The sequence below is a fragment of the Pontibacter sp. JAM-7 genome, from assembly GCF_048548695.2.
In the GTDB taxonomy this organism is placed as follows: Bacteria; Pseudomonadota; Gammaproteobacteria; order Pseudomonadales; family Balneatricaceae; genus Neptuniibacter.
Window position 1 is genome coordinate 418,123 of the sequence record NZ_JBLYIF020000001.1, and the last position, 12,582, is coordinate 430,704.

Below are 12,582 nucleotides of genomic sequence, written 5' to 3' on the forward strand. Positions count from 1 at the left end.
AAGTCACAATTGAATACGCATAAGGCGTTGTATGATTTTTTGATTGTCGGTGGTGGCATTCTCGGGCTTGCCACGGCCTGGCAGTTGCAACAGCGCTATCCCGATCGCTCTGTTCTGTTGCTGGAAAAAGAAGCGGCGTTAGCCAGCCACCAGACCGGTCGCAATTCCGGTGTTATTCATGCCGGCGTTTATTATGCCCCAGGTAGCTTGAAAGCGCGCTTCTGCAAACAGGGTAATGCGGAAACCAAAGCCTTCTGTCGTGAGCATCAGATTCCGTTTGATGAATGCGGTAAATTGCTGGTGGCAACCACGGCTGATGAGCTGCAACGGATGCAGGTGTTGCAACAGCGTTGTCACGACAATGACATTGCCATCGAAGTATTGGACCAGCAGGGCCTTGCTGCCCGGGAGCCCAACGTCACCGGGCTGGGGGCGATCTTTGTGCCCTCTACCGGCATTGTTGATTACCGCACAATCACCGAAAAACTGGCGGAACTGTTCTGTGCCGCTGGTGGTACCATTGAATATGGTAAACAAGTGGCACGGTTAGAGCAGTTTCATGACCGTATCACGGCGTATTGCGGTAATGAACGCTATCAGGCGCGTTATATGGTGGCCTGTGCCGGACTGCATTCTGATCGGCTGGTCAGTATGTTGGGACAAAAACCTGAGTTTCGTATTATTCCGTTTCGGGGTGAGTATTACCGCCTGGCAGAACAGCATAACCAGATCGTTAACCATCTGATCTATCCGATACCAAACCCCGCGTTGCCGTTTCTGGGAGTACACCTAACCCGTATGATTGATGGCAGTGTTACGGTGGGGCCTAATGCGGTGCTGGCGCTGCATCGGGAAGGTTATCGGCGGGGGCAGTTTGAGTTGTCCGAGGCGCTGAGAATTCTGACCTATCCCGGTACCCTGCGCCTGGTGCTGAAGCATTTCAGAACCAGTATGGCTGAGTTGAAAAACTCCCTGTCCCGGCGGGGGTATCTCAGTCTGGTGCATAAATATTGTCCGCAACTGACGCTGGATGACCTGCAACCCTATCCGGCCGGTATTCGTGCCCAGGCAGTACGCATGGATGGTACGCCGGTGGATGACTTTCTGTTTACTGAAACAGCGCGGGCATTAGTGGTGTGTAATGCCCCTTCACCGGCGGCTACATCGGCCTTGCCAATTGGGCGGCATATCATTGAGCGGCTGGAAAAGTTGGTGGAGTTTTCACGCGGGCCATAGGTTGATAAAAAAAACCAATCACCTTGCTTAAAACTATCAATTTCTTAAATTCAATAAATTATTTTAATCTCTCTTCTGTCGAAACGATTCATAGCGCTCACAGGAGAGAGAAACATGTCACAGTCTTTAATCAACACGGAAATCAAACCTTTCAACGCGTCTGCATTTAAACGTGGCGAGTTCATCGAAGTCTCTGATGAAAATCTGAAAGGTAAATGGTCAGTTGTGTTCTTTTATCCCGCCGATTTCACTTTTGTTTGCCCAACTGAGCTGGGTGATCTGGCCGACAATTACGCCGAGTTTCAGAAAATGGGTGTAGAAATTTACTCAGTATCCACTGACACCCACTTCACCCACAAAGCGTGGCACGACACTTCCGACACTATCGGTAAAATCGAGTACACCATGATCGGTGATCCGACCGGCACCATTACCCGCAACTTCGGTGCCATGCGTGAAGATCAGGGTCTGGCTAATCGTGCCACCTTTGTGATTGATCCTGACGGTATCATCCAGGCCGTAGAAGTGACTGCAGAAGGTATTGGTCGTGAAGCCAATGATCTGATTCGCAAACTGAAAGCGGCTCAGTATGTGGCAGCTCATCCAGGTGAAGTCTGTCCGGCCAAGTGGAAAGAGGGCGAAGCGACTCTGGCGCCTTCCCTGGATTTGGTTGGCAAAATCTGATCTCCAGCAAGCAACAAACCTGGCCCCGGGCACGGGGCCTTTTTTTGACCGGTAACGACTCAGGATTTGATCATGTTAGATAATACTTTGAAGCAACAGCTGGACACATACCTGCAGAAAATCGTTAATCCGATAGAGGTTACCGTGTCGAGCCATGACAGTAATAAAGGGCAGGAGCTGCAGGCACTGGCAACAGATATTGCAGGCCTGAGCGATAAGATTTCCCTGCAGGTGGATGAACAATCACAGGGCCGGGCGCCACAGATGGCGATTGCTCCCCAGGGGGAAGTGTCCAGAATCGCTTTTGCCGGTATTCCGATGGGGCATGAATTTACGTCGCTGGTACTGGCACTGTTGCAGTCCGGTGGTCATCCATCTAAAGAGAAAGCGGAAACCATCGAGCAGATCCAAAGTTTGCAGGGTGAGTTGAAGTTTGAAACCTATATTTCACTGTCTTGCCAGAACTGCCCGGACGTGGTGCAGGCGCTGAATTTAATGGCGATATTAAATCCCAATATTAGCCACACCATGATTGACGGTGCCCTGTTTCAGGATGAGGTGTCAGAACGCAATATTATGGCGGTACCGTCTGTATACCTGAATGGTGAGCTGTTCGGTCAGGGCCGTATGAGTTTGGCGGAAATTCTGAATAAGCTGGACAGTGGTGGCGCCGACCAACAGGCGGCGGCACTGGCAGCAAAAGCACCCTATGACGTGCTGGTGGTCGGCGGTGGCCCTGCCGGGGCAGCTGCCGCCATCTATGCGGCGCGCAAGGGTATTCGTACCGGTATTGTGGCAGAGCGTTTTGGTGGCCAGGTGATGGATACCATGGCGATCGAAAACTTTATCTCAGTTAAGGCAACTGAAGGCCCGAAACTGGTGGCAGGATTGGAGCAGCACGTTCTGGATTACGATGTTGATCTGGTCAACGGCCAGCGGGCAACAGGACTGACGCAGGGGGACCTGTTGGAGGTTGCTTTGGCAAGCGGGGCCAGTCTGAAAAGCCGTGCTGTTATTCTAGCGACCGGAGCACGCTGGCGCGAGATGAATGTACCGGGAGAACAGGAGTATCGTGGTAAGGGCGTGGCTTACTGCCCGCACTGTGATGGTCCGTTATTTAAAGGCAAAAAGGTAGCGGTGATCGGTGGGGGCAACTCCGGTATCGAAGCAGCGATTGATCTGGCCGGCCTGGTTGAGCATGTCACCGTGCTGGAGTTCAGTGACCAGTTACGGGCTGATGCAGTATTGCTGCGCAAAGCCCGTTCCATGGCCAATATCAGTATCATTAAACAGGCCCAGACCACCGAAGTCCTGGGTGATGGTCAGCGGGTGACCGGGTTGCAATATACCGACCGCAACAGTGGTGAATCACATTCACTGCAGCTGGCGGGTGTGTTTGTCCAGATCGGTCTGGTACCGAATACTGAATGGCTCAAGGATACCCTGGAGCTGTCTGAGTATGGTGAGATTGAGATCGATAGCCGGGGTCAGACTTCCTTGCCGGGGGTATTTGCGGCAGGGGATGTGACAACCGTGCCTTATAAACAGATTATTATTGCGATGGGGGCGGGAGCCACGTCGTCCCTGGCGGCGTTTGACCACCTGATTCGCAGTTCTGTCGATGAGACGCAAGAGGCAGCAGCTTAACCGACCAACCCGGCTCTAGCCGGGTTTTCTTGTTGTTATCTAAGACTTTCTCCTAAACGGCACTATCACGGGACTTCCCGGCACTAAGGTTCTGGACAGTTCACGCGTGTTTCATCTAGGCTAGAGCTAAAACCGGCCTGACGGCGTGTCTGACGCCCGGCTATTCAGTTCGAACACCGGAGGCACTCGCCGATGACGCTGTCAAAGCAGCTACTGTTGCTCATCTCGCTGATTTTTTTGGCTATTTTCTCGGTCAACTACATCACCAGTATCAACAATATACGTGAGTATCTGCAGGTTGAGTCAGAAGTCCACGCGCAGGATACCGCTACGTCGATGGGACTGTCTCTGAGCCCTTATATTCTGGATGAAACAGATCCGATTCTGGAAACCATGGTCAACACCATTTTTGACCGTGGTTACTATCTGGAAATTTTACTGGAGAGTAACAAAGGCAAGGAGTTGGTGCGTAAAACGAACCCCAAATCCTTTGCTGAAGTGCCCGAATGGTTTACCAACCTGTTACCGATGACCACCGCCACAGCGCAATCTGATATCGATGCAGGCTGGATACCCGGTGGCACCATTTATGTCACCATTCATCCTGGCTTTGGTTACCTTAAACTCTGGCAGCAGGCCAAGCGGAGTCTGGCTTATTCTGCCATTGCTTTTGCCGTGTCAGTGTTACTGTTGATTATTATGCTGCGCTGGGTGCTTAGCCCGTTATCCCGCATCAGCAAACAGGCACGTAATATTGCCGATGGTAAATTTGAAACCATTGATAACCTGCCCTGGACCACAGAAATTCGCTATGTGGCGGAGTCGATGAACTTGATGTCGGGCAAGATCGAGAAAGTCATCACCAACCTTAATAGCCGGCTGGAAGAAACCGGAAAACGGCTCCGGGTGGATGATCTTACCGGCCTTGAAACCCGCAGTACCTTTGAAACCGAAATGAAAGAGCGGTTTATCAGCAGAGGGCAGGGGCATATCTTCCTGGTTCGTATTGCTGACCTGGGTGGTTTTGCCAGCACCCGTAGCTCGGGTCAGGTTGATGATTTTATTCGCGAGTTTGTTGATGCGGTGCGCCATGGACTGACGGATGCTGGTGTTAGCGGTGACTGTCTGTATCGTATTGTCGGCGCAGAATTTATCTTAATTGCCGACTGTGCTGATCAGGCAGCAGCAGAAGGGCTGTGTCAGAAAATTCTGGCGCGGATGGAACAGCTGGGCAGTCGCTATGATAAAGCCGATGTGGCACATATGGGTGGCGTGGCCTTTGATCCACACAGTACTACAGCTGCCATGGTGGCTGCAGCAACCGAGGCGTATGAAAAAGCATTGCTGATCGGTGCCAACAGCTTTGCCATCAATCAGGATAGCGGCAATGCCCGCGGCCTGGATGAGTGGAAAGCGCTGGTGAGTAAGGTGATCAGTGAGCGGCGCATCGAGATTGAATATGCGCAACAGGCATACTCGCTAGCTGACGGTAGCACTGACCAGTTAGTGCTGGAAGAGGCGATGTCCAGCGTGCAGGATGACAATGGTCAGGCACTGCCGATTGGTACATTTGTGTCAGTTGCAGAAACGTTGGGTGAAATCGTTACCTTTGACATGTTTGTGGTGCGCACGGTACTGGAGCAGATCCGTTCGCGGCAGATACAGCATAGGGTGGCGGTCAACCTGTCGTTTACCACCCTGTCTAACAACAATTTCCGCTCAGAGTTGTACCGCTTGCTGCAGGACAATGCAGATATTGCCGGCAATCTGGTGTTCAGTATTACTGCATATGCCGCAACTAAGGATCTGACAGCCTTCAAATCCTTTATCGACTTTGCGCATCGTAGCGGTGCGAAAGTGATTCTGAAACGTTTCGAAAGTCGCTTTATATCGCTGGATACCATTAAAGAATATCAGCTTGATTATATCCGTCTGGCTCGAGCTTACACTGAACAGATCAGTCGAGATCCGGAAAAACGTAGTTGGGTTGAAGCGTTGAAAGAGTTGGGCGAATTGCTGAATATTGAGATTGTTGCCGAGGCGGTTGAGACAGACGCGGATTATCAAACCGTCAAGGAAATTGGCATTACTGCGGCCAGCCGATGAGGAAACAATCCATGTGGCGACGGTATCATCGGCTATTCAGAGCTGCCTTTGGCGCAGCCCTGCTGGCTGCTGTGCCGCTGGTGCAGGCGGGAAACCTGGTTAACTTTAGCGAGGGTTTGCTGTACCGGGTCGAGAAAAAATTTGGCCAGACGGCAGTATTGCGGCTTAACGCGCTGGCCAAACTGGTGCGTGAAAACGCTGACCTCAGCGAACTGGACAAAGTTCGGGAGGTGAATGATTTCTTCAACCTCGTGCCTTACTACACTGATTTACAGCACTGGGGCGTTAGCGATTACTGGGCGACGCCGTTTGAAAAGCTCACCACTTTTGGCGGCGATTGTGAAGATTATGCTATCGCCAAATATTTCACCCTGCGTGAGCTGGGTATTGGTGATAAAAAACTGCGCATTACCTATGTTAAAGCACTTAACTGGAATGAAGCACATATGGTGCTTACCTATTATCCGGTTGAAAATGAAATTCCGCTGGTTCTGGATAACTTGAACCCGGAACTTCTGCCAGCGAGCAAACGTCGGGATCTGGTGCCGGTATACAGTTTCAACGGTGATGGTTTGTGGCTGGCAAAAGGGCGTGGTACCGGTAAACGTGTGGGGGGCTCCAGTCGGCTTAAACTGTGGAAAGACCTGCAATCACGTATGGCGAAATAGTGCGGCTGATTTACGCCGAATCGATGTTGCCTGGCGCTGGCAGTACTTTGTTGCGGCCACTCTCTTTTGCTTTGTACAGCAGGTCATCGGCCCTGGCGATTAAGTAAGACTCCCGTTCACTTTCAATGTACTGAGCGACGCCGAAACTGGCGGTTACCGGGAAATGGTGACTGAACTCGTGGTTTTCTATCAGGCTGCGTAGCTTCTCAGCCAGGGTCACTGCCTCCACGAGCGTGGTTTCCGGTAAAATCACCAGGAACTCCTCACCCCCCCAACGGCCAACCATATCGACCAAGCGGGTTGAATCTGTCAGTAGTCGGGCAATGTCCTGCAATACCCGGTCACCCGTGGTATGCCCCTGAGTATCATTAATCAATTTAAATCGATCAATATCCAGCAGCAGCACAGAAAAGGGTCGCTGGTAGCGGTTGGTCAAAGCAATATTGCGCTGTAATTCATGCTCCAGCGCCTGGCGGTTGGCCACTTGTGTCAGGTGGTCTGTGCTGGCGAGAGCTTCCAAGTGCTGATTAAGTAACGCCAGGGTCGCGTTCTTTTGTTGCAGTTCCTGCGTTGCCTGGCGGCGCTGTTGCCACAGCAGGCCAATATACAGTGCTGCCAGTGTTGCCATTACCAGTGTCAGACTGAATATGCGCCACATATGAGCCTGCAGTGGCTGATGCTTCGCTGCTATCGCGTTTTGCGGTATATACCGCACGACGTACCAGTGGTTGAACTCACTGCGTAGTGGCAGGTAATCACTGGCGATCCGCTCTAGGGGTTTAAAGCGGTTTGTGGTTAGCAAACCATCAGGCAGCTTGATTGGTGTGTCTGCCTTGCTGTCTTGCACTTGCTGCCACAGGTGGGAGAAATCCTCCTTGATACCGGAAAATTTGGCCTCGGGAAATAAAAATTGCCAGTCACGTTTGGGGTCCGGGCCCTTGAGCCAGCCGCCGTCCTGAGTTACTAACCAGAGGTCACTGGCTCCGAAACTGGAGATACGCTGGAACAGGTCTCTGCCATCATAGTGAATGACCACAATACCCAGGACTTCGTTGTGCGGGCCATGCAGTGCCGCGGCAAAACGCACAGTGGGCTGGTAAGGCTGAATAAGCTCACCGAATGCGGCGTCCAGGTCAAAACGTGACAGGTAGATTTCGCCGGGTGCAAGGTTCAGAGCTTGCTGAACGTAATATTGGCCGCTTTTGTTTTCCAGCATGCTCGAAGGAACGATGCGCGCTTTGCCATTATTGTATTCGGTGCGTGAGGTTTCCTGGCCTGTCGGCGCGATCAAGCTGATTTGGGTGTAAAGGCCGGCACGAGAGTGCAGCAAACGCAGAAACAGTTCTTCAATCAGTTGCTGCCGGGTGCCGCTGGCTTGCTGTTGCTGATACATGTCGCTGAGGTGTGCCGTTAGAAACTGAACATCCTTGGCTGCCCAACGCATCCGTTTACCCAGGGCAATGCTGACATTTCTAATAATCAGCGTTGATTCCGCCGCGGTCAAGTGGTCTATTTCAGCGACTTCCTGTTTATAAATATACCAATTGGCCAGCGATAACATACCGGCCAAAATCAACCAGCTGATGATAAAGTAACGGTGTAGAAACAACCGAGTAATGTAAGCAAAAAGGCTGGTAACCTGTGCCATTCAGTATGCCTGACCGATAACAAAGAGCGGATACCGCATTACAACATAAAAGGCCGGTTTAATCAGGTCTTAAGGGGTGTTTTGTGTTTTGCTTTGCAGGAAAAGAATAAATCGTTGCCAGGATTTACGGTCTGCATCCGCCCGGTATCGCGATGAACCAAATACAGTGAATGCATGGGGTGCCGCACTGTAGGTGATCATTTCGTGGCTTACTCTCGCTTGTTCTAGTTCTTCTGCCAGGTCGGCAAATTGTTGTAGGGTGATATTGCCATCGGCGCTGCCATGAAAGATGATGATAGGCCCTTGCGACTGTTGATAGTTCTGTCCTTCCGGTGTGGTGAGGCCGCCGTGAAACGAGGCAAACCCCTGTAATGTTTCCCCTGACCGCGCCAGCTCCAGCACAGCGGCACCACCAAAGCAGTAGCCTATAGCCACGGCATTGTTGCGATTGCCCCCCAGGGTTGCCGCCGTGGTGAGGGCTGCCTGCATCAGCCGCCGCATTTTCTGGCGATCTTTATATAGCTCCCCGGTATGTTGTCGCCGATCTTCAACGCGTTCTGGCCGAATGCCCTTACCAAACAGGTCGGCGGCAAAGACCGCATAGCCCAGGGTATTGAGCATCTGTGCGCGGCGAACTTCGTAATCGGTCAGACCATCCCAGTCATGTAATAACAGCACCAACGGTGATTCTGCTGTTGCCGAGAGAAAATAACCCTCATAGACGTCATCGTCGACTAGGTATTCAACAGTTTTTGCCTGTAGCTGCCATGAAACAAGCAGGGTAGCGATCAGCGTAAAGATACGCATGCTGGTCCTCCTAATCCTACGGTTGGGTGTATGAGTATAGTGGATCAGCGCCTGGCAGCACTGTCGTTGGGCTGCGGTTTACCCGGATGGGTGTCGGTTAGGTCAGGTATGGCCAGCTGTAAGTTGGCTGCGGGGCGCATGGCTTTCCAGAACGCTTTTGCCCAATAGGGGTTATCCAGTCGGCTGAGCATAACGCCGCGACTGGTAGAAGCATGCAGGAACACCTGATCTTGCAGATAGACGCCGACATGACGTTGACGCCGCCAGCCGGTACGGAAAAAAACCAGGTCACCGCTGGTCAGTAGATGCGGTTTGATCTGCCAGCCTGTCCGGGCCTGATCTTGAGTGGTACGGGGTAGTTGCAGATTAAACAGTTTGGCAAAGGTTAGTTGCATAAAGCCGGAACAGTCGACACCTTGCTTGCTCTGTCCACCCAGACGATACGGCGCTCCCCGCCACTGTTCAAAATGAGCCACCAGTGCACTATGAATATCCGGCGCTTGCGAGGTTGGGAATATGCTAGGCTGAGGTTTGGCTTCTGAGGCAGCCGATGAAGCAGTTACACTCTGCTCTGCTACTTCGGGTAGTTTGGATTGGATCGAGGTGGCGCAGCCGGATAAACCCACCAGGAACAGGGTACACAATAGCCCTGTTGTCAGCCTATATGCCGGTCGAATGACAGGGGGTTGAGGGTTGCGCAGCACTTAAGTTTCCACCAAACATGACATTGCCATCTACAGTTACTATAAAGAGCGTAACAAGGGAAGAGAGGCTGAAAAAATCAGCGGTATATTGGCATTCCCTCTGTGGTTCGCCTATCATCCGCTCGCCTTCTGTCACTCCTGCTGTGTTACACAGTTTCAAGCGTTAGAGTTTTGTTAATGAAAGAAAATTTTGCTGTTGGTCAACGTTGGTTCAGCCATGCTGAAGCGGAACTTGGGCTGGGAATTGTGACGGAGATAGCTTCGCGGCGGGTTGAAATCTTTTTCCCTGCCATAGAGGAACAGCGCATATATGCTGAAAAAAATGCTCCGCTGAGCCGCATTATCTACCCCATCGGTGACTGGATTACCGACCAGGATGGCTTGTCCCTGCAGGTAGTCGAACATGAGTGGGTTGCAGACTGTGTGCTTTATCATGGTGAGACAGACAACGGCGAAATTCAGTCGATTCATGAATGTAGTCTCGAAAGCCAGGTCCATTTCAGTAAACCATATGAACGCTTGTTTGCCGGGCAGATTGATAAGCTGCGTCACTTTGAACTGCGTCTGGAAACGCTGGACCTGCAGTATGAACATCAGCAATCCGCTGCTTATGGCTTGATTGGTCCTCGGGTACAGGGCTTGCCGCATCAATTCTATATCGCCCGGGAAGTGGGTAGCCGAATTGCTCCCAGGGTCTTGTTGGCGGATGAGGTGGGTCTGGGTAAAACCATAGAAGCTGGTCTGATTATCCATCAGCAACTGATTTCAGGGTTGGCCAGCCGGGTGCTGATTGTTGTGCCCGACAGTCTGGTATTGCAGTGGCTGGTAGAGATGCTGCGCCGTTTCAATCTGCGCTTTAGCCTAATGGATGCAGCACGCTGTGAGGCTGAAAGCGGCAACCCGTTTAGTAATGAACAGCGGGTGCTTATTCCTTTGTCGCTGTTAACCAGAGATGACCAGTTATTGCAGCAGGCAGAAGCTGCGGGTTGGGATCTTATGGTGGTGGATGAAGCGCATCACCTGGGTTGGAGTGAGGCTGGTGCCAGCCATGCCTACCGCTGTATAGAGCGCTTATCACAGCAGATCCGCGGTCTGCTGTTGCTGACGGCGACCCCGGAGCAGCTTGGGGTGGCAGCACATTTCTCCCGACTGCGGTTACTCGATCCGGAGCGATACCATGACTTGCAGCAGTTTTTGCTAGATGAACAGCAGTATGGCCAGATAAGCCATTTGATTGAGCGTCTATTAGCTGAGGACAGTGGCCATCAGGCACTGCAGGATCAAGCATTCTGTCTGGCGCTGGCTGAGCGTTTGGGTGATGCGCATTTGCAGCAACTGCAACAAGCGGCGGCTGAGCCAGAAACGTTGCAGCTTGAGGTAAAACAGACGGTTCAGCAACTGCTGGATCAGCATGGCACTGGACGGGTACTTTTCCGTAATACCCGTGAGGGTGTGCAGGGCTTTCCTAACCGTGAACTTAAGCCCCACCCGTTGCCAGCCCCACAGGGTTTTCAGTCACATGCGCAACAGGCCAGCATTGATCAGCTGTTACACCCAGAATTGTTGTTGGGTGAAAACTGGGTCGCTGAAGATCCCAGGACGGATTGGCTGGTGAAGTGGCTGCAGGTACATCGCAGTGAGAAAGTTCTGTTGATCTGTGCCAAAGCGGAGACTGCAGCGGCGCTGGAGAAACAGCTGCGCCTGTATCAAGGTGTCAGGACCGCGTTATTCCATGAGGGCATGAGCCTGCTGGAGCGTGATCGCGCGGCTGCATATTTTGCGGAAACAGAGCACGGAGCCCAGATCCTGCTCTGTTCTGAAATCGGTAGTGAAGGCCGCAACTTTCAGTTTGCCCACAATATGGTGATGTTTGACCTGCCGCTTAACTCTGATCTGCTTGAACAGCGTATCGGCCGGTTAGATCGTATCGGTCAACGCCATGATGTGCTCATTCACGTTCCCTATTTTGAGCAGAGTGCGCAGCAGGTGCTACTGAACTGGTATCACCAGGGGCTGAACGCATTTGAACGGGTCTGCCCGGATGGCCAGATATTGCTGCAGCAATTTGCTGATGCGCTACAGAGTGCCATGCAATCCCCTGGAGACAATGCCATTGTCGATGCGCTGCTGGCGCAAACACGTGATGCCCACACTGAACTGAAAGCAACCATGCAACAAGGACGTGACCGGCTGCTGGAACTGAACTCCTGTGATGCAGATGCTGCAGCTGAGGTGCTGGACGCTGTAGAAGCTGCATCGCAACCCTCCCGCATGGCCGGGTACATGTCGCGGATATTTGATCATTTTGGTGTTGAACAGGAAAGCTACGGCAGTCATGGTCTGGTGTTGCACCCCGGTGATCACATGATCTGTCACAACTTTCCCGGCCTGTCCGAAGATGGTGCTACTGTGACGTTTCAGCGCAATGAAGCCCTGTCCCGAGAGGACCTGCAATACCTGACCGTTGAGCACCCGATGGTGGCTGGTGCCATGGAGATGATGTTACAGGGCGGATACGGTAACGCTACGATTTGTACCATGAAACTGCCCCCGCTGAAGGAGGGTAGTTTATTGGTTGAGGCGGTATTTAGCTTACACCTGCCAGCGCGACGGGGCTTGCAGTTACACCGTTATTTGCCAGCCGCTACGGTGCGTAAGGTGATTGACAGTAACGGCAATGATCTCAGTCAAATCATCACATTGGCGCATTTTCAGGCACTGGCAAAACCGGTGGGTAAAAATCTGGGACTGAAGCTGATCTCACACGCACGTGCTGAGATTCAGGCACTGGCACATCAATTAGAAGCTGGTATTGGGCCAGAACAGCAGGCCTTATTGACTGCCGCCATTCAACAGGCTGAGACTGAACTGCAAGCTGAGGTTGAACGGCTGCGACAACTGGCGCGAGTGAATCCGAATATCCGGGATCAAGAAATCGAGGACCTAGCCGACTTCCAACAACAGGTAATGGAAGCATTACAAAACGCCAGCCTGGAGATGGATACCATCAGAATTGCTGTCGTGACCCATGACGGCTAAGCAACCTTCTGCTTAAATTCATACCATTCGTGTTTGCACTTCC

General features: G+C 52.1%; 9 protein-coding genes. 6 read left to right on the top strand and 3 right to left on the bottom strand.

Going from position 1 to position 12,582, the window contains the following annotated elements:
• Nucleotides 1-9 precede the first annotated feature (9 nt).
• From lhgO to ACFVYJ_RS01820, 5 genes are all read left to right on the top strand, one after another.
• Nucleotides 10-1,236, top strand: a complete 1,227-nt coding sequence (lhgO, locus tag ACFVYJ_RS01800) for an L-2-hydroxyglutarate oxidase (RefSeq protein ID WP_419414471.1) — start codon at nt 10-12, stop codon at nt 1,234-1,236.
• 114 nt (nt 1,237-1,350) lie between these two features.
• Nucleotides 1,351-1,920 carry an alkyl hydroperoxide reductase subunit C gene (gene ahpC, locus ACFVYJ_RS01805; RefSeq protein WP_419414472.1) on the top strand — a complete coding sequence of 190 codons (570 nt, stop codon included), beginning with the start codon at nt 1,351-1,353 and terminating at the stop codon, nt 1,918-1,920.
• 72 nt (nt 1,921-1,992) lie between these two features.
• On the top strand, nt 1,993-3,567 hold the full coding sequence (gene ahpF / locus ACFVYJ_RS01810; RefSeq protein WP_419414473.1) for an alkyl hydroperoxide reductase subunit F: 1,575 nt from the start codon (nt 1,993-1,995) through the stop codon (nt 3,565-3,567).
• Between the two features lie 192 nt (nt 3,568-3,759).
• Entirely contained in the window at nt 3,760-5,673 is a 1,914-nt protein-coding gene (locus tag ACFVYJ_RS01815) for a bifunctional diguanylate cyclase/phosphodiesterase (RefSeq protein ID WP_419414474.1), read from the top strand.
• Between the two features lie 11 nt (nt 5,674-5,684).
• Entirely contained in the window at nt 5,685-6,341 is a 657-nt protein-coding gene (locus ACFVYJ_RS01820) for a transglutaminase-like cysteine peptidase (protein ID WP_419414475.1), read from the top strand.
• A gap of 10 nt (nt 6,342-6,351) precedes the next feature.
• Here ACFVYJ_RS01820 and ACFVYJ_RS01825 read toward each other — a convergent pair whose 3' ends face one another.
• From ACFVYJ_RS01825 to ACFVYJ_RS01835, 3 genes are all read right to left on the bottom strand, one after another.
• A complete protein-coding gene (locus tag ACFVYJ_RS01825) occupies nt 6,352-7,989 on the bottom strand; it encodes a GGDEF domain-containing protein (RefSeq protein ID WP_419414476.1) in 1,638 nt (545 codons plus the stop codon).
• A 69-nt stretch (nt 7,990-8,058) separates the two neighbouring features.
• A complete protein-coding gene (locus tag ACFVYJ_RS01830; protein WP_419414477.1) occupies nt 8,059-8,796 on the bottom strand; it encodes a dienelactone hydrolase family protein in 738 nt (245 codons plus the stop codon).
• 44 nt (nt 8,797-8,840) lie between these two features.
• On the bottom strand, nt 8,841-9,500 hold the full coding sequence (locus ACFVYJ_RS01835) for an NlpC/P60 family protein (protein WP_419414478.1): 660 nt from the start codon (nt 9,498-9,500) through the stop codon (nt 8,841-8,843).
• Between the two features lie 177 nt (nt 9,501-9,677).
• Between ACFVYJ_RS01835 and rapA the strand changes: the two genes are divergently transcribed.
• Nucleotides 9,678-12,539: an RNA polymerase-associated protein RapA gene (rapA, locus tag ACFVYJ_RS01840; RefSeq protein ID WP_419414479.1), complete on the top strand. Its 2,862-nt coding sequence runs from the start codon at nt 9,678-9,680 to the stop codon at nt 12,537-12,539.
• Nucleotides 12,540-12,582: the final 43 nt, after the last annotated feature.

Bases quoted from the DNA above. Each gene is read 5' to 3' on its own strand.
- ACFVYJ_RS01820 (WP_419414475.1), top strand. From the start codon at position 5,685: ATGTGGCGACGGTATCATCGGCTATTCAGAGCTGCCTTTGGCGCAGCC.
- ahpC (WP_419414472.1), top strand. From the start codon at position 1,351: ATGTCACAGTCTTTAATCAACACGGAAATCAAACCTTTCAACGCGTCT.
- ACFVYJ_RS01830 (WP_419414477.1), bottom strand. From the start codon at position 8,796: ATGCGTATCTTTACGCTGATCGCTACCCTGCTTGTTTCATGGCAGCTA.
- ahpF (WP_419414473.1), top strand. From the start codon at position 1,993: ATGTTAGATAATACTTTGAAGCAACAGCTGGACACATACCTGCAGAAA.
- ACFVYJ_RS01825 (WP_419414476.1), bottom strand. From the start codon at position 7,989: ATGGCACAGGTTACCAGCCTTTTTGCTTACATTACTCGGTTGTTTCTA.
- rapA (WP_419414479.1), top strand. From the start codon at position 9,678: ATGAAAGAAAATTTTGCTGTTGGTCAACGTTGGTTCAGCCATGCTGAA.
- ACFVYJ_RS01815 (WP_419414474.1), top strand. From the start codon at position 3,760: ATGACGCTGTCAAAGCAGCTACTGTTGCTCATCTCGCTGATTTTTTTG.